The organism is Pseudomonas sp. FP818 (genome assembly GCF_030687335.1).
In the GTDB taxonomy this organism is placed as follows: Bacteria; Pseudomonadota; Gammaproteobacteria; order Pseudomonadales; family Pseudomonadaceae; genus Aquipseudomonas; species Aquipseudomonas shahriarae.
This window is the reverse complement of record NZ_CP117427.1, coordinates 3,428,928-3,449,012: the sequence shown is the minus strand read 5'-3', so window position 1 is coordinate 3,449,012 and position 20,085 is coordinate 3,428,928. Positions and strand designations below refer to the sequence as shown.

Annotated in this window: 23 protein-coding genes and 1 tRNA gene; 9 read left to right on the top strand and 15 right to left on the bottom strand. The window is 59.3% G+C overall.

What is annotated here, in order from left to right:
- Window positions 1-207 precede the first annotated feature (207 nt).
- The 3 genes from infA to aat form a co-directional block, all read right to left on the bottom strand.
- Window positions 208-426, bottom strand: a complete 219-nt coding sequence (infA, locus tag PSH80_RS15380; RefSeq protein WP_002553999.1) for a translation initiation factor IF-1 — start codon at window positions 424-426, stop codon at window positions 208-210.
- A gap of 100 nt (window positions 427-526) precedes the next feature.
- Window positions 527-1,234 (bottom strand): arginyltransferase, encoded by a 708-nt coding sequence (locus PSH80_RS15375; RefSeq protein WP_120733463.1) that lies wholly within the window; start codon window positions 1,232-1,234, stop codon window positions 527-529.
- Window positions 1,235-1,289: 55 nt separating this feature from the next.
- Window positions 1,290-1,970: a leucyl/phenylalanyl-tRNA--protein transferase gene (aat, locus tag PSH80_RS15370; protein WP_057441414.1), complete on the bottom strand. Its 681-nt coding sequence runs from the start codon at window positions 1,968-1,970 to the stop codon at window positions 1,290-1,292.
- 521 nt (window positions 1,971-2,491) lie between these two features.
- Here aat and PSH80_RS15365 point away from each other — a divergent pair.
- Genes PSH80_RS15365 through cysG form a run of 6 tightly spaced genes read left to right on the top strand, consistent with a single transcriptional unit; the run spans window position 2,492 to window position 9,980 of the window.
- Window positions 2,492-4,900 carry a DNA translocase FtsK gene (locus PSH80_RS15365; protein ID WP_057441416.1) on the top strand — a complete coding sequence of 803 codons (2,409 nt, stop codon included), beginning with the start codon at window positions 2,492-2,494 and terminating at the stop codon, window positions 4,898-4,900.
- Between the two features lie 57 nt (window positions 4,901-4,957).
- The gene (lolA, locus tag PSH80_RS15360) at window positions 4,958-5,581 is read left to right on the top strand and encodes an outer membrane lipoprotein chaperone LolA (protein ID WP_057960009.1); all 624 of its coding nucleotides are present in this window, start codon (window positions 4,958-4,960) and stop codon (window positions 5,579-5,581) included.
- Between the two features lie 10 nt (window positions 5,582-5,591).
- Window positions 5,592-6,917, top strand: coding sequence for a replication-associated recombination protein A (locus PSH80_RS15355; RefSeq protein ID WP_305417371.1), 1,326 nt, complete (start codon window positions 5,592-5,594; stop codon window positions 6,915-6,917).
- Window positions 6,914-7,288: a fluoride efflux transporter CrcB gene (gene crcB, locus PSH80_RS15350; RefSeq protein WP_057441422.1), complete on the top strand. Its 375-nt coding sequence runs from the start codon at window positions 6,914-6,916 to the stop codon at window positions 7,286-7,288. The genes PSH80_RS15355 and crcB overlap by 4 nt, the downstream gene beginning before the upstream one ends.
- A gap of 16 nt (window positions 7,289-7,304) precedes the next feature.
- The gene (serS, locus tag PSH80_RS15345) at window positions 7,305-8,585 is read left to right on the top strand and encodes a serine--tRNA ligase (protein ID WP_057441423.1); all 1,281 of its coding nucleotides are present in this window, start codon (window positions 7,305-7,307) and stop codon (window positions 8,583-8,585) included.
- Window positions 8,586-9,980, top strand: coding sequence for a siroheme synthase CysG (gene cysG, locus PSH80_RS15340; protein ID WP_305417367.1), 1,395 nt, complete (start codon window positions 8,586-8,588; stop codon window positions 9,978-9,980). It abuts the gene before it with no gap.
- A gap of 66 nt (window positions 9,981-10,046) precedes the next feature.
- Here the strand turns inward: cysG and PSH80_RS15335 are convergent, their stop codons facing one another.
- The 7 genes from PSH80_RS15335 to PSH80_RS15305 all read right to left on the bottom strand — a co-directional run bounded on the left by PSH80_RS15335 (window position 10,047) and on the right by PSH80_RS15305 (window position 14,257).
- Entirely contained in the window at window positions 10,047-11,042 is a 996-nt protein-coding gene (locus PSH80_RS15335; RefSeq protein WP_170044282.1) for a glutathione S-transferase family protein, read from the bottom strand.
- 88 nt (window positions 11,043-11,130) lie between these two features.
- On the bottom strand, window positions 11,131-12,132 hold the full coding sequence (locus PSH80_RS15330; RefSeq protein ID WP_305417364.1) for a glycosyl transferase family protein: 1,002 nt from the start codon (window positions 12,130-12,132) through the stop codon (window positions 11,131-11,133).
- Entirely contained in the window at window positions 12,129-12,464 is a 336-nt protein-coding gene (locus PSH80_RS15325; RefSeq protein WP_169961316.1) for a TusE/DsrC/DsvC family sulfur relay protein, read from the bottom strand. Before PSH80_RS15325 ends, PSH80_RS15330 begins: the two co-directional genes overlap by 4 nt.
- A complete protein-coding gene (gene tusB, locus PSH80_RS15320; RefSeq protein WP_128593583.1) occupies window positions 12,461-12,754 on the bottom strand; it encodes a sulfurtransferase complex subunit TusB in 294 nt (97 codons plus the stop codon). The genes PSH80_RS15325 and tusB overlap by 4 nt, the downstream gene beginning before the upstream one ends.
- Entirely contained in the window at window positions 12,754-13,104 is a 351-nt protein-coding gene (gene tusC / locus PSH80_RS15315) for a sulfurtransferase complex subunit TusC (protein WP_169961315.1), read from the bottom strand. Before tusC ends, tusB begins: the two co-directional genes overlap by 1 nt.
- A gap of 1 nt (window position 13,105) precedes the next feature.
- A complete protein-coding gene (gene tusD, locus PSH80_RS15310) occupies window positions 13,106-13,498 on the bottom strand; it encodes a sulfurtransferase complex subunit TusD (protein WP_057960002.1) in 393 nt (130 codons plus the stop codon).
- 87 nt (window positions 13,499-13,585) lie between these two features.
- On the bottom strand, window positions 13,586-14,257 hold the full coding sequence (locus tag PSH80_RS15305; protein ID WP_029293588.1) for a Bax inhibitor-1/YccA family protein: 672 nt from the start codon (window positions 14,255-14,257) through the stop codon (window positions 13,586-13,588).
- A 152-nt stretch (window positions 14,258-14,409) separates the two neighbouring features.
- On the opposite strand from PSH80_RS15305, the gene PSH80_RS15300 reads away from it, so the two are divergent.
- Window positions 14,410-14,500, top strand: a tRNA-Ser gene (locus PSH80_RS15300).
- Between the two features lie 232 nt (window positions 14,501-14,732).
- On the opposite strand, the gene PSH80_RS15290 is transcribed toward PSH80_RS15300, so the two are convergent.
- Window positions 14,733-15,095: a ligand-binding protein SH3 gene (locus tag PSH80_RS15290; RefSeq protein ID WP_128593582.1), complete on the bottom strand. Its 363-nt coding sequence runs from the start codon at window positions 15,093-15,095 to the stop codon at window positions 14,733-14,735.
- A gap of 351 nt (window positions 15,096-15,446) precedes the next feature.
- Here PSH80_RS15290 and PSH80_RS15285 point away from each other — a divergent pair, with 351 nt between their 5' ends.
- Entirely contained in the window at window positions 15,447-16,700 is a 1,254-nt protein-coding gene (locus PSH80_RS15285; RefSeq protein ID WP_198818261.1) for a ferric reductase-like transmembrane domain-containing protein, read from the top strand.
- 142 nt (window positions 16,701-16,842) lie between these two features.
- Here the strand turns inward: PSH80_RS15285 and PSH80_RS15280 are convergent, their stop codons facing one another.
- From PSH80_RS15280 to PSH80_RS15270, 3 genes are all read right to left on the bottom strand, one after another.
- The gene (locus PSH80_RS15280) at window positions 16,843-17,406 is read right to left on the bottom strand and encodes a histidine phosphatase family protein (protein WP_128593581.1); all 564 of its coding nucleotides are present in this window, start codon (window positions 17,404-17,406) and stop codon (window positions 16,843-16,845) included.
- Between the two features lie 498 nt (window positions 17,407-17,904).
- Complete coding sequence (locus tag PSH80_RS15275; RefSeq protein WP_128593580.1) at window positions 17,905-18,744, bottom strand: endonuclease; 840 nt, start codon at window positions 18,742-18,744, stop codon at window positions 17,905-17,907.
- 68 nt (window positions 18,745-18,812) lie between these two features.
- Window positions 18,813-19,280 (bottom strand): helix-turn-helix domain-containing protein, encoded by a 468-nt coding sequence (locus PSH80_RS15270; RefSeq protein ID WP_169990001.1) that lies wholly within the window; start codon window positions 19,278-19,280, stop codon window positions 18,813-18,815.
- Between the two features lie 71 nt (window positions 19,281-19,351).
- Between PSH80_RS15270 and PSH80_RS15265 the strand changes: the two genes are divergently transcribed.
- Complete coding sequence (locus PSH80_RS15265; RefSeq protein ID WP_057959915.1) at window positions 19,352-19,873, top strand: DUF2938 domain-containing protein; 522 nt, start codon at window positions 19,352-19,354, stop codon at window positions 19,871-19,873.
- Here the strand turns inward: PSH80_RS15265 and PSH80_RS15260 are convergent.
- Entirely contained in the window at window positions 19,826-20,074 is a 249-nt protein-coding gene (locus PSH80_RS15260) for a DUF6434 domain-containing protein (RefSeq protein ID WP_057959914.1), read from the bottom strand. The two genes, PSH80_RS15265 and PSH80_RS15260, sit on opposite strands and share 48 nt — an antisense overlap.
- Window positions 20,075-20,085 lie beyond the last annotated feature (11 nt).

Here is a 20,085-nt window from a genome sequence, read left to right as displayed (position 1 = left end):
AACACAACAAAAAGGCGCTTCGGCGCCTTTTTGCTATTTCTCAAGCGCTGCAATCAAAATGTGGGAGCGGGCTTGCCCGCGATAGCGGTGTATCGGTGCCAGATGTATTGCCTGACACACAGCTATCGCGAGCAAGCCCGTTCCCGCATTAATTTTATAGCGCGCACAAAAACGCCCGGCATAACCGGGCGTCTTGTATTGACTTGTTTAGCGAGCGCGGTAAGTGATGCGCCCTTTGCTCAAGTCATAGGGCGTCAGCTCGACGCGCACTTTGTCACCGGTAAGAATACGAATGTAGTTCTTGCGCATCTTGCCGGAGATATGCGCGGTTACGACGTGCCCATTTTCCAACTCCACACGAAACATGGTGTTGGGCAGGGTGTCGACGACAGTGCCTTCCATTTCGAAGCTGTCTTCTTTCGACATGCAGTAAAGCCCTCGGTATCCAGTGAATGGCCCGGTGCAACTGCGCCAGGCAAAAGCGGCGTGCATTGTGCCCGAAAAAGGGTGTTTAAGCCAAGGGGTTCTAGTTAAGCGTGACCCATCTTTGATTAATTAGCAGCTCAATGGGCCGATATTGGGTCTTGTAATTCATCTTTTTGCAGTTTTTTATCCAGTATCCGAGGTACACCGCGTCCAGGTTTTGCCGGGAGGCTTCACTGATTTGCCACAAAATCGCAAAGCGCCCGAGGCTGCGGCGCTCTTCGGCGGGTTCGTAAAAGGTGTAGACCGCCGATAAGCCATTGGGCAGCAGGTCGGTGACCGCGACCGCCAGCAGCTTTCCCTCAAGGCGGAATTCGTAAAAACGCGAGAACGGCAGGTCGCGCACCAGGAACGTGGAAAACTGATCACGACTGGGTGGGAACATGTCACCGTCGGCGTGGCGTTGTTCGATATAGCGCTGGTACAGGTCGAAGTACTCTTCGCTGAAGCCGGGCTTGGCGGGGGTCACGATCAGGTCGGCATTGCGCTTGAGGATGCGTTTTTGATTGCGATCGGCTAAAAATTGCGCCACGGGGATACGCGCCGGCACACAGGCGTTGCAGTTTTGGCAGTGCGGCCGGTACAGGTGGTCGCCACTGCGCCGAAAGCCCATCTCTGACAGGTCGGCATACACATGCACGTCCATCGGCTGGCTGGGGTCGAGGAACAGCGTAGTGGCCTGTTCTTCGGGCAGGTAGCTGCAAGAGTGGGGTTGAGTGGCATAAAACTTCAAGCGCGCCAACTCGGTCATGATCAACCCTCGGATAAGCTTTGAAATAAGTGTAAGCCAGGTGCGCGCATGTCGCCTAAGAAACCCACGGCCCACTGCTGGCTTGATCAAGATGGTCGCGCAGGTAACCGGCAAAGTCGCTGCGGGGAATGGCGCGGGCGCCGAGGCTGTGCAGGTGATCGGTGGGCATCTGGCAGTCGATCAGCACAAAACCCCAGGCCTGCAATTGCCTGACGAGCGTGGCAAAGCCATATTTCGAGGCATTGTCTGCGCGACTGAACATCGACTCGCCAAAAAACAACTGGCCCATGGCCAGGCCATACAGGCCGCCGACCAGTTCGCCCTGGTCCCAGACTTCAACGGAATGGGCGTAGCCCCGTTGGTGCAGTTGCAGATAGGCGTTCTGCATGGCTTCGGTGATCCAGGTGCCGTCTGCATAGCTGCGTGGCGCAGCACAGGCCTGTATGACAGCGGCGAAGTCCTGGTCGAAGGTGACCTCGTAGCGTTGCTGGCGCAGCAGCTTGGCGAGGCTGCGGGACACGTGCAGTTCGGCGGGGAACAGCACCGTGCGTGGGTCTGGCGACCACCACAGGATGGGCTGGCCTTCGGAGAACCAGGGGAAACAGCCGTGGCGATAGGCCTGAACCAGGCGGTCGGCGGACAGGTCGCCACCGGCAGCCAGCAGGCCGTTGGGTTCACGCATGGCTTTGGCCAGCGGTGGAAACGTCAAGGTGTTGCGTTGCAACCAGGTGAGCATGGTATTCAGGCTTACAGAAGGGGAGGGCGGTGACAGGCCGGGGCCCGCCGCGTTAAGCAGTGATTATTGTGGAGCCGGCGCCACTCGGCCAGCCCGATCATGTAATCCGTACCCTGATGCATGAGCGGGTGTTTCTGCAACTCTATAGCGGTGATGCGGTCGTAATCGCGTCATGTCGCCATCCGTTGAGCGGGAATGCTGGGTAAAGCTTGTCCAGTCTGATAAAAACAGCTCATAAGCCTTTGTCAGTAAAGACAATGCATGCTCAAATTGAAATGCATCGGCAATGCGCCGGATGATGCTCCATGAGCGAAGCCGGCAGCGTGGCAACGGGCACACAAACCCGTACAATGGCGGCACTATGTCCTTGTGGGCTGGCGTTAACGTCGGCGCATGATTCAATCTCGGAGTGTTAAAGGACGCTTGACGACGCTCATTCACTTTTCATCTGTCCGGATTGGGCAGTATTTTTATAGTCATTCAACTGTTGGACGCGCTTAAGGCGCAGGAAAAGACCCGTTTTGAAGAAATCCGCCGCAGCACCCAAAACAGCAGTAGTACCGGCCTGGCGCCAGCACCTGCACTATCGGCTCAAGGAAGGCGCGCTGATTGCCATCGGTGCTTTATGCCTGTTCCTGATGATGGCCTTGCTGACCTATGGCAAGGACGATCCGGGCTGGAGCCATAACAGCAAGATCGACGATGTGCAGAACTTCGGCGGGCCTGTGGGCTCCTACAGCGCCGATATCCTGTTCATGATCCTGGGCTATTTCGCCTATATCTTCCCGTTGTTGCTGGCGATCAAGACCTGGCAGATCTTCCGCCAGCGCCATGAGCCGTGGCAGTGGAGCGGCTGGCTGTTCTCCTGGCGCCTGATCGGCCTGGTGTTCCTGGTGCTGTCGGGCGCGGCCCTGGCGCATATTCACTTCCATGCACCGACCGGCCTGCCGGCTGGCGCGGGCGGTGCCTTGGGCGAAAGCCTGGGTGACCTGGCCCGCAGGACCCTGAATATCCAGGGCAGCACGCTGACGTTCATTGCCCTGTTCCTGTTTGGTCTGACGGTATTTACCGACTTGTCGTGGTTCAAGGTCATGGACGTGACCGGCAAGATCACCCTCGATCTGTTCGAGTTGTTCCAGGGTGCCGCCAACCGCTGGTGGGCCGCCCGTGTGGACCGCAAGCGCATGGTCGCGCAATTGCGTGAAGTCGACACCCGGGTCAACGAAGTGGTGGCCCCGAGTACGCCGGATCGCCGTGAGCAGGCCAAGGTCAAGGAGCGCCTGATCGAGCGCGAGCAGGCCCTGACCAAGCACATGTCCGACCGCGAGAAGCAAGTGCCGCCGGTTATCGCCCCGGCGCCGGTCAAGGCGCCCGAGCCAAGCCATCGCGTGCAAAAGGAAAAGCAGGCGCCGCTGTTTATCGACAGCGCCGTCGAGGGCACTTTGCCGCCGATCTCGATCCTCGATCCGGCGGAAAAGAAGCAACTCAACTATTCCCCGGAATCCCTGGCGGCCGTCGGCCATCTGCTGGAAATCAAACTCAAGGAGTTTGGCGTCGAAGTGTCGGTGGATTCGATCCACCCCGGCCCGGTGATTACCCGTTACGAAATCCAGCCGGCCGCAGGGGTCAAGGTCAGCCGTATCGCCAACCTGGCCAAAGACCTGGCGCGCTCCCTGGCGGTTACCAGCGTGCGGGTGGTGGAAGTGATCCCCGGCAAAACCACCGTGGGTATCGAGATTCCCAACGAAGACCGGCAGATCGTGCGCTTCTCCGAAGTGCTATCGACCCCGGAATACGACAACTTCAAGTCGCCGGTCACCCTGGCCCTGGGGCACGACATCGGCGGCAAGCCGGTGATCACTGACCTGGCGAAAATGCCCCACCTGCTGGTTGCCGGTACCACCGGTTCCGGTAAGTCGGTGGGTGTGAACGCGATGATCCTGTCGATCCTGTTCAAGTCCGGCCCGGAAGACGCCAAGCTGATCATGATCGACCCGAAGATGCTCGAACTGTCGATCTACGAAGGCATCCCGCACCTGCTGTGCCCGGTGGTGACCGACATGAAGGACGCCGCCAACGCCCTGCGCTGGAGCGTGGCCGAGATGGAGCGGCGCTACAAACTGATGGCGAAGATGGGCGTGCGTAACCTGTCCGGCTTCAACGCCAAGGTCAAGGAAGCCCAGGACGCCGGCACGCCGCTGACCGACCCGCTGTACAAGCGCGAAAGCATTCACGATGAAGCGCCGCTGCTGACCAAGTTGCCGACCATCGTGGTGGTGGTCGACGAATTTGCCGACATGATGATGATCGTCGGCAAGAAGGTTGAAGAACTGATCGCGCGTATCGCGCAGAAGGCCCGTGCGGCCGGGATCCACTTGATCCTCGCGACCCAGCGGCCGTCGGTGGATGTGATCACCGGCCTGATCAAGGCCAACATCCCGACCCGCATGGCGTTCCAGGTGTCGAGCAAGATCGACTCACGGACCATCATCGACCAGGGCGGTGCCGAGCAACTGCTGGGCCATGGTGACATGCTCTACATGCCGCCCGGCACCAGCCTGCCGATCCGCGTTCACGGTGCATTTGTGTCCGATGACGAGGTGCACCGCGTGGTCGAGGCGTGGAAACTGCGGGGTGCGCCGGAATACAACGACGATATCCTGGCGGGTGTCGAAGAAGCCGGCAGCGGTTTCGACGGTGGCAGCGGTGGCGGCGACGATGATGCCGAGACTGACGCGCTGTACGACGAAGCGGTGGCATTCGTGCTGGAAAGCCGTCGCGCCTCGATCTCGGCGGTGCAACGTAAACTGAAGATCGGCTACAACCGCGCCGCGCGTATGATCGAGTCCATGGAAATGGCCGGCGTCGTTACGGCCATGAACACCAACGGCTCGCGCGAAGTCATCGCGCCAGGGCCGATGCGCGACTGACCTCGCGCCGCGTGGCAGCACGCGGCGCGCCTTTCACATCATTCTATGAGGACTCCCATGCGTCTTATCCGCATGCTGTTGTTGCCGGCATTGGCCCTGACCGCGTTTTCGGCCCACGCCGACCAGGCATCCGTCGCGAGCCTGACCAACTTGCTGGACAAATCCAAGACCCTGACCGCGCGCTTCTCCCAGTTGACCCTGGACGGTGGCGGTACGCAGTTGCAGGAAACGGCCGGTGAAATGGCCGTGCAGCGTCCTGGCTTGTTCTTCTGGAAAACCGACGCGCCCAATGAGCAGACCATTGTCTCCGATGGCAAGAAAGTCACGCTGTGGGACCCGGACCTGGAGCAGGCGACCATCAAGACCCTCGACCCACGCCTGAGCCAGACCCCGGCCTTGCTGCTGTCGGGTGATGTGTCGCAGATCAGCGAGAGCTTCGAGATTACCTCCAAGCAACAAAGCAACGTGATCGACTTCACCCTCAAGCCCAAGTCCAAGGACACGCTGTTCGACAGCCTGCGCCTGTCGTTCCGCAATGGGGTGATCAACGATATGCAACTGATCGACAGTGTCGGCCAGCGCACCAATATCCTGTTCACCGGGGTCAAGGCCAATGAGTCGGTCCCGGCCAAGACGTTCAAGTTCGACATCCCCAAGGGTGCCGATGTGATCCAGGAGTAAAAAGCCGCCCATGGACCTGTTTCGCAGTGACCCGATTGCCCAGCCATTGGCCGCGCGCCTGCGCTCGACCAACCTGGATGAGTATGTCGGGCAGGAGCACTTGCTGGCTCGTGGCAAGCCGCTGCGCGAAGCTCTGGAGCAGGGTGCCCTGCACTCGATGATCTTCTGGGGGCCGCCGGGCGTGGGCAAGACCACCCTGGCGCGGCTGCTGGCGAAGGTCTCCGATGCACACTTTGAAACGGTCTCGGCGGTATTGGCCGGGGTCAAGGAAATCCGCCAGGCGGTGGAAGTCGCCAAGCAACAGGCCGGGCAATACGGCCGGCGCACTATCCTGTTTGTCGACGAAGTGCATCGCTTCAACAAGTCGCAGCAAGATGCGTTCCTGCCTTACGTGGAAGACGGCACGCTGATTTTTATCGGTGCGACCACGGAAAACCCCTCGTTTGAGTTGAACAACGCTTTGCTCTCGCGAGCGCGGGTGTATGTGCTCAAAAGTCTCGATGAAGCGGCGATGCAGAAGCTGTTGCAGCGGGCGCTGAGCGAGGACAAGGGGCTGGGCAAGCGCCACCTGAGTCTGGGTGACGAGGGTTTCAAGATCCTGTTGGCGGCGGCAGACGGCGATGGCCGGCGGTTTCTCAACCTGCTGGAAAACGCCTCCGACCTTGCCGAAGACAATAGTGAGATTGGCGTCGACCTGCTGCAAAGCCTGTTGGGCGATACCCGGCGGCGTTTCGACAAGGGCGGCGAAGCCTTTTACGATCAGATTTCCGCGTTGCACAAATCCGTGCGCGGCTCTAACCCGGACGGCGCGCTGTACTGGTTCGCCCGCATGATCGACGGCGGCTGCGACCCGCTGTACCTGGCCCGGCGCGTGGTGCGCATGGCCAGCGAGGACATCGGCAACGCCGACCCGCGGGCCCTGAGCCTGTGCCTGGCGGCCTGGGAAGTCCAGGAGCGCCTGGGCAGCCCGGAAGGTGAGTTGGCGGTGGCGCAAGCCATCACCTACCTGGCCTGCGCGCCGAAAAGCAATGCGGTGTATATGGGCTTCAAATCGGCATTGCGCGCCGCGGCCGAGCACGGCTCGCTGGAAGTCCCTTTGCACCTTCGTAATGCACCGACCAAGCTGATGAAACAATTGGGTTATGGCGATGAGTACCGCTACGCCCACGATGAACCGGATGCCTATGCCGCCGGTGAAGACTACTTTCCCGACGAGCTTGCCCCGCAACCGTTCTACCAGCCGGTGCCCCGTGGCCTGGAGTTGAAGATCGGGGAAAAGCTCAACCACCTGGCGCAACTTGATCGCCTGAGCCCCAAACAACGGAGAAAACCATGATTCCCTTGGTGGTCGCAGTCTCTGTTGGCGGTGTGGCCGGTACCTTATTGCGCTTTGCCACCGGTAATTGGATTAACGCCAATTGGCCGAAACACTTCTATACCGCGACGCTGGCCGTTAATATCGTGGGCTGCCTGTTGATCGGCGTGTTGTACGGCCTGTTTCTGTTACGCCCGGAGGTGCCTGTTGAGGTGCGCGCCGGGTTGATGGTGGGCTTCCTTGGCGGCCTCACCACCTTTTCATCCTTTTCACTGGATACCGTGCGCCTGCTGGAAAGTGGGCAAGTGCCGCTGGCGATAGGCTATGCGGCCATCAGTGTATTCGGCGGGCTGCTCGCCACCTGGGCCGGCCTGTCCTTGACCAAACTTTGATAAACGAGAGACCGACATGCTCGATTCCAAACTGTTACGTAGCAACCTTCAGGACGTAGCGGACCGCCTGGCATCCCGTGGCTTTGCCTTGGATGTTGCGCGCATCGAAGCGCTGGAAGAACAGCGCAAGACCGTCCAGACCCGCACCGAAGCACTGCAGGCTGAACGCAATGCGCGCTCCAAATCCATCGGTCAGGCCAAGCAGCGTGGCGAAGACATCGCGCCGTTGATGGCGGACGTCGAGCGTATGGGCAGCGAGCTGTCTGACGGTAAGGTCGAGTTGGACAAGATTCAGTCCGAGTTGGATTCCATCCTGCTGGGCATTCCCAACCTGCCGCATGAGTCGGTACCGGTCGGCGAAGATGAAGACGGCAACGTCGAAGTGCGCCGCTGGGGTACGCCAAAAGCCTTTGATTTCGAGATCAAGGACCACGTCGCCCTGGGCGAATTGACCGGCGGCCTGGATTTCGAAACCGCCGCCAAGATGTCCGGTGCGCGCTTTGCTCTGCTGCGCGGTCCGATTGCGCGCATGCACCGGGCCCTGGCGCAGTTCATGCTCAACCTGCACACCGGCGAACACGGGTACGAAGAGGCTTATACCCCGTACCTGGTTCAGGCGCCGGCGCTGATGGGCACCAGCCAGCTGCCGAAGTTCGAGGAAGACCTGTTCAAGATCAGCCGCGATGGCGAAGCCGATCTGTACCTGATTCCGACTGCCGAAGTGTCGCTGACCAATATCGTGGCCGGCGAGATCCTCGACGCCAAACAGCTGCCGATCAAGTTCGTGGCCCACAGCCCGTGCTTTCGCAGTGAAGCTGGTGCCTCGGGGCGTGACACCCGCGGCATGATCCGCCAGCACCAGTTCGACAAGGTCGAGATGGTACAGGTGGTCGAGCCGTCGACCTCCATGGAAGCCCTGGAAGGCCTGACTGCCAACGCCGAGCGCGTCCTGCAACTGCTGGAGCTGCCGTATCGCGTATTGGCGCTGTGCACTGGCGACATGGGTTTCAGCGCGGTGAAGACCTACGACCTGGAAGTGTGGGTGCCGAGCCAGGATAAATACCGCGAGATTTCTTCGTGCTCCAACTGCGGTGATTTCCAGGCCCGACGCATGCAGGCGCGTTTCCGTAACCCGGAAACCGGCAAGCCGGAGCTGGTCCACACCCTTAACGGTTCGGGCTTGGCGGTAGGTCGTACCCTGGTTGCCGTTCTGGAGAACTACCAGCAGGCCGACGGTTCGATCCGTGTACCTGAAGTGCTCAAGCCGTACATGGCGGGCGTTGAGGTCATCGGCTAAATGGAATTTCTGCCACTGTTTCATAACCTGCGCGGCAGCCGTGTGTTGGTCGTCGGTTGTGGGGAGATTGCCTTGCGCAAGTCCCGGCTGCTGGCCGATGCCGGCGCGGTATTGCGGGTGGTTGCTCCCCTGATTGAAGATCAGTTGCGTGAACTGGTGCAGGGCAGTGGCGGTGAACTGATTGTGCGCGGTTATCAGGAGGCGGACCTTGATGGCTGCACCCTGATCATCGCTGCAACCGACGACGAGCCGCTGAACGCGCAAGTGTCCAGCGATGCCCGGCGGCGGTGTGTGCCGGTCAATGTGGTGGACGCGCCAGCCTTGTGCAGCGTGATCTTCCCGGCGATTGTCGACCGCTCGCCCTTGGTGATTGCAGTCTCCAGTGGCGGCGATGCGCCGGTGCTGGCGCGTTTGATCCGCGCCAAGCTGGAAACCTGGATTCCTTCCACCTACGGTCAATTGGCCGGGCTGGCCGCGCGCTTTCGTGCCCAGGTCAAGGGTTTGTATCCCGATGTTCAGCAACGCCGGGCTTTTTGGGAAGAGGTTTTCCAGGGCCCGATTGCTGATCGGCAACTGGCGGGGCAAGGTGATGAAGCCGAGCGGTTGCTGGTGGAAAAAGTCAACGGCAAGCCGCCCCATGCACCAGGTGAGGTGTATCTGGTGGGCGCAGGCCCCGGTGATCCGGACCTCCTGACCTTTCGCGCGCTGCGTTTGATGCAGCAAGCCGATGTGGTGCTGTATGACCGCCTGGTGGCCCCCGCGATTCTTGAGCTGTGCCGACGGGATGCCGAGCGGGTCTATGTCGGCAAGCGCCGCGCCGATCACGCGGTACCGCAAGAGCAGATCAACCAGCAACTGGTGAACCTGGCCAAGCAAGGTAAGCGTGTGCTGCGCCTCAAGGGCGGCGACCCGTTTATTTTTGGGCGCGGCGGCGAAGAGATCGAAGAGCTGGCGGCCCATGGCATCCCGTTCCAGGTGGTGCCGGGCATTACCGCGGCCAGTGGTTGCGCGGCTTACGCTGGCATCCCTTTGACCCATCGCGACTATGCGCAATCGGTACGCTTCATCACCGGCCACCTGAAAGATGGCACCTCGGATTTGCCCTGGAATGACCTGGTGGGGCCGTCGCAGACCCTGGTCTTCTATATGGGATTGGTGGGCTTGCCGGTCATCTGCGAGCAACTGATTCGCCATGGTCGTTCGGCGGACACCCCGGCTGCGCTGATCCAGCAAGGCACCACGTCCAACCAGCGTGTGTTTACCGGCACCCTGGCCGACCTGCCGCGCCTGGTGGCGGAGCATGAAGTGCATGCGCCGACCCTGGTGATCGTAGGCGAAGTGGTGGTGTTGCGTGAGAAATTGAAGTGGTTTGAAGGCGCCCAGTCCCAGGTATAACCTGTTCGCCCGGCTGCACACAGACCCACTGTGGGAGCCGGGCTTGCCCGCGATGAGGCTGGCGCATCAGCGCCAGATCTCTTTACCGCTCAATCCTTCTCGATCATGTTTGCTATCAAACGTCTGCAACGGCCCCTTCGGCACGATCCCTGTCGGATTGATCGTCCGGTGGCTGGCATAGTAATGCCCCTTGATATGCGCAAAATCCACGGTCTCGGCCACCCCCGGCCATTGATACAGCTCTCGCAACCAATTCGACAGATTCGGATAATCTGCTATCCGTCGTAGGTTGCATTTGAAGTGGCTGTAATACACCGCGTCAAACCGAATCAGCGTGGTAAACAGCCGCACATCGGCCTCTGTCAGGTATTCACCGGCCAGGTAGCGCTGCTGGCCCAGGTGTTGTTCCAACTGATCCAACTCGGCAAACACCTCATCAAATGCGCTTTCATACGCCTGCTGCGAGGTGGCGAAGCCTGCGCGATACACACCATTGTTCACGGCGGGATAGATCCGCTCGTTCAACGCGTCGATGGTCGGGCGCAGCGGTTCGGGGTAGAAGTCCAGGGTGTTGCCGGTCAGCCCGTTGAACGCGCTGTTGAACATGCGGATGATCTCTGCCGACTCATTGCTGACGATGCGATTGAGCTTCTTATCCCATAAAATCGGCACCGTGACACGCCCGGTGTAGTCGGCGGTATCGGCGGTATAGCGCTGGTGCATGAAGGCAAAGTCATCGAGCTTGTCGCCAGTGGAGCCGTGGGCCTTGTCGAAGGTCCAGCCATTCTCCAGCATCAACCAACTGACCACCGACACGTCAATCAGGCTTTCCAGGCCTTTGAGCTTGCGCAGGATCAGAGTGCGGTGCGCCCACGGGCAGGCGAGGGAAACATAGAGATGGTAGCGGCCAGCCTCGGCCTTGAAGCCGCCATCCCCGCTCGGGCCAGGTTGGCCATCGGCGGTGACCCAGTGCCGGCGTTGCGCCTGTTCCCGTTGGAAGGCGCCATCTGCGCTACTTTCGTACCACTGGTCGTGCCAGTGTCCTTCAATCAGCAAACCCATGACTGACTCCTTGGCTAGTAAGCGTTGGAGTGCAGTCTAATCGTCTGGGTTCGAACAAATAGCGCAAAGGGTCGGGGTTAATTATCGACTAGTTCGATGTGTTGCGCGCACCCCAATACTGTTGGGCCAGTTCGAAGGCCTGTTCCCGTGGGTGCCCCAGGCCGCGCAGGGCCAAGGCCATGGTGGCGATCAGCGCTAATTGCGGGTAGCTGTCTTGTACCTCACCACGCCACAGGGCCTTTAGATGTTCGGGGTCGAGACTGGCGGGCTTGACGTGGCGCTGGGCGGAGAGGGCAGGCCACTCCTCGTCCCAGCTTGCGCCGCCGGTGGTGCCGTACAAGTGGCTGGTGGTGTCGGGATTGATCTCGATCTCGCCGCCATCGCCCTTGATCACAATGGTGTTGTCACCCAGCAGGCCACTGGCATCGCGGTGTACCCCCTGGTAGCCGGGATGGAAGATGCTTTGCAGGCCGCAGCGTGCGCCCAGCGGGTTGAGGATGCGGGCCAGGGAGTGAATGGGCGAGCGCAGGCCGAGGATATTGCGCAGGTCAATCATGCGTTGCAACTGCGGGGCCCAGTCGCCCAGTGGCATAAATGCCAGGTTGCCTTGTTCCAGAGCGGTCTCGACCTGTTGCCAGTTGCGGCACAGTGGAATCTGCAGCTCACCCAGCAACTGTTCGGTGTACAGCCGGCCGGCCGTATGGGCACCGCCGCCGTGCATGAAAATCCGCACGCCGTTCTGCGCCAGGCACTTGGCGGCCAGCAGGTACCACGGCAGGTGGCGTTTTTTCCCGGCATAGGTGGGCCAGTCGACATCCACCTTCAGTGCTGGCGGGCTGAGCCGCTCGCGCAGGGCCTCGGTGAAGCCGGCGAGCTCCTCCGGGCTTTCTTCCTTGTGGCGCAGCAGCATCAGGAACGCACCGAGCTGGGAGTCCTCGACTTTCTCGTCGAGCAGCATGCCCATGGCTTCCCGGGCTTCTTCGCGCGTCAGGCTGCGGGCGCCGCGCTTGCCTTTGCCGAGGATCCGCACAAACGGCGCAAAGGGGTGTTCGGCGGGAGTTTCGGTGATCAACGGGGCAAAGTCGGTCATAAGCAATTCGTCGGCCTGGGCAGGCCCGCCAGCTTGGCGGCAAGTTTGGCGGGAGTGCCTTTGAACAGTCGGTTGAGGTGCAGGCTGTTGCCCTTTTCCGGGCCCAGCTTCAAGGCGGTGTACTTGATCAGGGGGCGGGTGGCCGGGGACAACTGGAACTCCTGGTAAAAACCCCTGAGCAGCTTGAGGATTTCCCAGTGTTCGTCGGTCAGTTCCAGCGCTTCGGCGCTCGCCAGGGCATTGGCCACCTCGACTGACCAGGCATTCAGGTCAACCAGGTAGCCGTCCTTGTCCAGCTCAAGGGTGTGGGTGCCTACAGTCAGGGTGTTCATAGCCAGGTGTTGACCTTGTCATGGTCGATCGACAGCTGCACAAAACCTGGGTAGTCGACACTCCTGGCCCACTGCGGCAACGCCAGGCCGCGGGCCTGGGCATCTTCGGCAAGCACGAAGATGGCCAGGGCCTTGGCTTGCAGGGCCTGGAAGGGGGCGCTACCGGGTTGCAGGGCATAGATTGCATCGCCGCACAGCAGGATCGCATCTTGCGCGCCACACAGGCGTAGGCAACTGCCGAGGCGGCTGTCGGTAAACGGGGAGTGGGACAACACATGCAAGGTCGACATCAGAGGGTCATCACCTGATCGTAACGGTCAATCATCTGGGAAATCTGTTCGCTGCTCAGTGGCTGCGCGCTATCAGGGGCGGTCAACCCACGCTCCGCCAGGCTGTGGCTGCATGCGAACACGTCGTCGATGCCAAACAGCGAGAGGGCCTGCAGGTTGGCCGTCACATCCTTTTGTTGCAAGGCCTTGGCATCTTGGGCGGTTGCCAGTTGAAACACCCCGTCATCGAGAAACAGCAGCCCGATCGGCAAGTCGAATGCGCCGCCGGCCAGCACCACATCCAGTGCTTCCCGCGCACTGGGCCCGGACCATGGCGCCTGGCGGCTGATGACTAACAAGGATCTGGACATTTCATGGCCCTCCAAAGCAGATCAGGCGGTCGGCGTCCTGAATGGCGTCGTGCAACTGCCCCAGGCCTGACAGCGCCCACGGCGCGTCCAGATTCACCGCACTGCGCTGGTAGCGCGCAGCTTCCTCGGCATTCAACACCCCTCGGCGCAGCGCCGCCGCAATGCAGACCACGCCGTCAAGCTGATGCTCGCTGACGAAGGCGCGCCATTGTTGGGCGATATCCTGCTCATCCTGGGGCGTGACCACCGAATTGGCAGCGCTGTAGACGCCATCCTGATAGAAAAACAGCCGCACAATCTCATGCCCGCCGGCCAACGCCGCCTGGGCAAACTGCAGGGCGCGGCGCGAGGAGGGCGCATGGGCGGCGGAAAAAAGCGCAATCGCGAACTTCATGGAACACTCTGTAGGCAAACCTTTGCCAATGATAAAGCCGCAGGCAACAAAAAGCCCGCCGAAGCGGGCTTTTTGATGAGGCTGGGATCAGTCGTCGCGGCTCATGATGCCGAAGATCTGCAGCAGGCTGACAAACAGGTTGTAGATCGATACATACAGGCTGATGGTCGCCATGATGTAGTTACGCTCGCCGCCATGGATGATGGCGCTGGTCTGGAACAAAATGCAGACCGAGGAAAACAGCACAAAACCGGCGCTGATCGCCAATTGCAGGCCGCTGATCTGGAAGAACATGCTCGCCAGCACGGCCGCCAGCAACACGAAGAAGCCAGCCGTGATGAAACCGCCGAGGAAGCTCATGTCCTTACGGGTGATCAGCACATAGGCCGACAGGCCACCAAACACCAAGGCCGTCATGGCGAATGCCGAGCTGACCACTTCCGCGCCGCCCTGCATACCCAGGTAACGGTTCAGGATCGGGCCCAGCAGGAACCCCATGAAACCGGTCAGGGCAAACGCCGACACCAGGCCCCAGGCCGAGTCGCGCAGTTTGTTGGTGAGGAAAAACAGGCCGTAGAAGCCGATCAATACCACGAAGATATTCGGGTAGCCGACACGCATCTGCTGCGCCACATACGCCATCACGCCGCTAAATGCGAGGGTGAGGGCGAGCAAGCCGTATGTATTGCGCAGGACGCGGCTAACCTCTAGCTGCTCAGCCTGCACGTTGCTATTAACTGCGTAATCCTGTTCGCGCATGGCGACACTCCTTCAGTTTTGAAACGTTCAGTCGCAAAGATCATAACAGACGCTCTGTAACAAGCTATGCAGAGAGTTTGACAGTGTGTTTCATTCGGGTATTATGGCGCCCGCTGAGACAGGATGGGCTATTATAATCCTGTGTTGCGCAAGGGAAATTGGCAGAGTGGTTGAATGCACCGGTCTTGAAAACCGGCGAACGTTAATAGCGTTCCCAGGGTTCGAATCCCTGGTTTCCCGCCAAGATTCATACGAAAGCCCCGCGATTGCGGGGCTTTTGTGTTTCTGGGGGTTGGCTATGGCGGGCTTGTATTTGCTCGGTGTTCCATAACTATTATGGAACCGTTCCAGAACTTTTCTATGTTGACGGCTTCGTAGTGGCGCCGAGCCTTCTGTAAGCGCGCTTTGTGATTTCCTGATTGCTGAGCCCCAGCAGCAGGCTTGCGTCGCCGATATCCACGATTCCAGAGATGATTCAATCTTGCAGCCGGACCTTATCTAAGGGCACCCACCCAGTTGCACCGTCTGAAATCCGTACCGCCCATAACCAACCGTTCAATTGACGATTACCTTGCAGTACTTGTCCCTCGACAACATCCAACTCTCTGTTAGTGAAGTCCTCCAGCATCTTTGCGGAGCCGTCCACGTGGCGATCAAGGAGTTGCGCTGGTACAAAGCCAGGTTCTTGGGCCGGGGCAGTGCAAAAATACCAGTCAGGCCAGCCTTCGGGACCATCATATCGCTCCCCAACCAAAACGCCGTCCCCAGTTCGGAGGGTCATAGGTTCAGGAAATTCGCTGACATGTGAGTGAATTACCACATAGCTTGATTCGATCACTATCGCCTCTTTGGTTGGTGTTCGCACGGCGCAGCAGTTGCTCTCCATCGATACAGTTTCCACTCGCTCGACCAGTGCGCCAAGCTCGTTCAGGCAGCCTGGCTACGATAAGGCGGATCCAGAGATTGTTGCCGGTGGAGCCCTACACTGGACGACCCACAGAAACCCCGCTCCCGAAGACCGCTGTGGCGAGCGAAATCGCGCACGGCTGGGTTCATTCGCATGTTCTCTCTAGATATGACCTGGGTCATCCCCCTATTTCAGTAGCCTGCTAACGTATCAGGCCGCTGACGGTTTCAGGGAGGATGAGGTTCAGCCTACGACACCATATTCATAACGGGAGCGTTCACGGTGAAGAGCTGGCACTGCATACTCGGTATCTTAGTGATTACGACACTAACGCTGCTGATTGAAATACCTGTTGATACCTGGCTCACTTCGGCAACTCTCAGCCTGATACTTGGAGCGTGCGCACTGGTTTATATGGCGGCTTCCTGCCTGTTGGCCAGTCGCTGGAGGGCAGTTGAGAATCTATTCGGCGGCTTGGACCGGGTCTATGAGTCACACAAGTGGCTAGGTATCTGGGCGCTTGTATTTGCCACGTATCACTTTGTATTCAAGGCAAATCTGGATGCCTGGAACAGCGTGCCTATTCTGGAATTGCCAAAATACTGGACGCGGCTAGTGCGCCAGTTGAGCTATGTAGCACTAGGTCTGATCGTACTTCTTGCGTTGAATCGCAATATTCCTTACAGCCTGTGGCGGTGGTGGCACAAGCTCTCCGGGCCATTGTTTCTGGTCGTGATTTTACATTGGTTAAGCTTCAAGTCGCCGATCACTTTGTTCAGCCCTTCAGGCCTCTGGTTGGCGCTGTCCTGCGGGTTGGGTGTGCTGGCAGCCCTTTACAAACTGGTTCTTTACCCCTTTTTTGCCCGTGCTGGCGAGTACAAGGTGAAAACCGTCAATAGGGGCAACAGGGCGCTGCATTTGACGCTGGAGCCCATCCATAAAGGATTTGACTTCAGTGCCGGGCAGTTTGCGTTTCTGGCCATGCAGCAAAAAGGGTTGCGTGAGCCTCACCCTTTCACGATCGCTAGCGCCAACGGTCCGAATGGGCAAATTGAGTTCATTATCAGAGGGCTTGGGGATTACACCAAAAAGCTCTGCGAGTGTGCGAAAGCCGGAATGCTTGCCACTGTCTACGCCCCTTATGGAAGATTTAAACGGGTCTCTCACGCCGAGCGGGAAATCTGGATCGGCGCCGGTGTGGGGATTTCGCCTTTTATTTCCTGGTTGCAAGATCCGAATGCCAAAGACTTCGAAAAGGCAACGCTGGTCTATTGTTTCACCCCCTCGCGCGCCTTCCCGCCGTCCGAAGAGTTGGAAAGTATGGCCACCATGCGTGGTGCGCAATTTGTTCGTAATACGGGGGGGACTGAGCAGTTGGCTGAAACCTTGAGTGACGCGGTGGCTCAAACCAAACCGCACCAAATTCATATCAGTTTTTGCGGCCCCAAAGGACTACTAAGCAAGGTGTATGAACTAATGGATCTCCATCGAATTCCGAAAGCTAATCTTCACTTCGAACTTTTCGACTTCCGTTGATTCGGTAGACTGCCTACTGCAGGTCATGCCAGCTGTTCATCCAGCTCCTGGGGGAGCAGCTAGGCTGCAATCCCTGGAGGCTGTTAGATGATCCGTAAAAACCAGCTTCTACGAAGCGCGCGTGGCGTTCTCTCGACGGGCCTTACTGCTGATTCATCTGATAGACCACTGCGCTCCAGTAGCGGTTTCCGTTACGAATCTGGCGAGTCCAGCCGTTAACCTCGAGCTGCTTGCCGATCATTCGATTCATAAATCCATGACCGAGCAACAGGACTGGCCCGGCGCTGGAAAGGTCTTGAAGTTGTCGAGCTGCCATGCCGGCCCGTAGCCTGGCCTGGCGGGCTGATTCGACCGTTCCCGAGAAACCGCACAACCAGGAAATACGCAGGATAAACGCCCACGTAAACCCAGAGAGCTTCGGCAGTCTCCAGCGGCCATGGGGCAGTTGTGCCTCACAGAACACCGGGTCTACCACTGTAGGCTGAAGACACAACGCCCGTACGGAGGAAAGCGCTCGAGGGGCACTACTCGATACGATTACTCGAGCGGTCGCCGCCAGTTGCATGCTCGCCTGCGGGGCGGGCTGGCGGGTGATTTCAGATAAGTTGTAGTGTTCGATCCAGTGTTTCATTTCGAATAATGAAACCTTGCCGAGCATGGTCAGGTTCGGCTGGCCATGGCGCATCAGGATGATCTCCCTGTTCATTGTGTTCACGTCCTTGTCTTGCCGCACATTGAGCCGAAAGGGTATCAGCTAGCCAGCAGGTTTGTGGAGCCACCATCATTAAATCAGGCCATCGGATAAGGGCAATCAGCTATTAGCCTTTCTGTGCGAGTTCCTCCGCCAGGGGATCAATGCTGACTTTTTCTTTGTTTTTATTGTGAGAGAGGGTTTTTATGCCTGACCGCTTCTCTGATGCTTTATTGGTTTAATTAAATAAATCCGTCCCCCTAACATGGCTCACATGCCCAGAGTGGGAATGGTCACCTGGCCACACTCTATGAGTTGGCCAGCGGTTACTTGCAGCCCATCATTGGGTTTTGCGGCGTACCCGGCAAGAAAGCCGGCGGCCACCAAGGCGATACAGAGCAGGGATCTTCTGAGAATCATCGGGAATTCGCTGAGTTGTTGGTATGAAAACATGCAGCACTGATTCCCGATTATGAAAAAGGTTCCTGGCGCACGGGCTCTGCAAGGCACCACCTACGACAGCACCACCACACGGGCGCTCTCGAACAGCACCGGACGGACAAGAATTTTGTAGCTGTCAGCATCGAAGGACTGCGGCGGGAGGGCCGGCGCCAATCGGGCTTCGGCCTCCGAGGCATAAGTCCCGATGTACCGCCAGTTGTCCACGACGTGGTATTGCTCCATCTGGCCATGGCGTTCGTGCAGCGCAATGGCCGCGGGGTATGGCCAGCGGTGGACGGCCCAGTGCGCCAATGCCTGCAGCAAACGTTCGGTATGGGCTGCATGGGTTTCGTCGCCCCGGCATGCCCCGGCGCATTTACGGATCTGCGCGCGGAAACAGCCCTTTGCGTTGGCTGGCTCTATACCCAACAAGCTATGACAGAGGCGATGCTCGTCGGCGAGCAGCATCAACGCTTCGATTGCCATGCGCCGGGTGCGGAACAGTCCGTACAACTGTGGCCCCTCAGCTAGCGCGGTGGTGTCGATGATCTCGAGTTTGCCTTGGTGCATGCGCAGCGAGCACAGGCGTCGCTGCCTGCGCAGGCGCTTGTTCTTCAGGGGCTGCAGCTCTTTGATCAGGCGCGACTCCAGCAACAGTGCACCGATTTCCCCAGCGGTCTGCTGGTACTCGATCCGCTGTGCCTGACGCAGCATGCGCGCTTCTTCGGGAGTGCGCAGGTGTGCCAGCAGACGGCTGCGGATATCGACACTTTTACCGATATACAGCGGCATCGAATCGCCTTGCGCGTAGAAAAAATACACGCCGGGCGCACGCGGCGCAGCTTCGGCCTGGGCGCGAAGGTGGGCAGGGTATTCGAAGGGCAGGGCAGGGGGCATCGGTCGTAGAGGCATGCCAAATATAGTGCGGCATCAACTGGCGAAACGGGGTGCCGCTGGTCGGGCACGTTGGTGGACACGCCTCAGGGGGTTCGACCCCCTTTGATCTTGGCGGTCTTGAGGTGTGATTGAGACCTGTTGCTGGTATTTCTCCTCACGCTGCCCGTCTTCACAGCGCTCAGGATTTTTTGAAAGTTCGCGCACTCGATATGCCGCGCCGCAGGGCAGGCCGCAGCACGCCGCAGTCCATCACGTATGGCGCTGAGCTGCTGGATCGTATGGTCCAGCTCATCAGCCTTTTCGGCCAGTCGCTGATGGTCAATGGCCGGCTGGCCATCCGCGTCCAGCATGGTGGCGATATCGTCCAGGGAAAACGCCGCAGACTGGCCGAGGGTGATCAATGACAGGCGTTCAAGTACATCCGCAGCAAATACCCGGCTCAGGCCACGGCGACCTATGGAGCGGATAAGGCCTTTTTCCTCGTAGTACCGCAGGGTCGAAGACGGTAGGCCGCAGCGGCGTGCCACTTCACCGATATCCATTTCTTTCATGCTTGACCTCAAGTCGACTTGAACTTGCAGACTGCCGGGATCAAAACCGGCCAAAGGCAAGAGGAAATAACATGGAAACCGCTGAGATGGTACTGCGTATGGTGCTGGTTGGGCTGGGGGCCACGTTGATCATGGACCTGTCAGCGTTGATTCAAGCACGGGTATTTGGCAGCGCATCGCTGGACTACAGGCTTGTCGGCCGTTGGCTGGGCCACATGCCCAAAGGACAGTTTCGCCACGCCTCGATTGTGGCTGCGCACCCTACCCGACATGAAAGCCTGATTGGCTGGGGGTTCCACTACGTCACCGGTGTTGTCTTCGCGATGGTGCTTCTGGCATTCCAAGGGCAGGCCTGGCTCTGCAGCCCCTCGCTGATGCCCGCGTTACTGACGGGCTTGATCAGCGTGCTTGCACCGTTCTGCATCATGCAGCCCGCCTTTGGTTTCGGCTTCGCCGCTTCCAAGACGCCGACACCGAACCGAGCCAGGCGCCGAAGCCTGCTTGCCCACCTCACGTTTGGTGCCGGGTTGTTTGTGGCGGGCTGGTTACTGATCCAACTCTTTCCCGGGTCGGTGTGCCTGGGGCAAGGATGATCGAGTCCGATTCCACTGATCCGCCACGTCCCCCATGGTCAAGGGCTCGCTACTCTTGATCCAGGCCATGAACGCCCGATCGAACTTGAATGACTCCCCGCACTCGCCGATCAGGAACTGGCGCACCTTCTGTGTATTCCTGTAGTGCTTGTCCAGTGGGGTGGTGCGGGTGATGGGGCCGGAGTGCCAGTCGAAGCTCATTGCCATTCCTT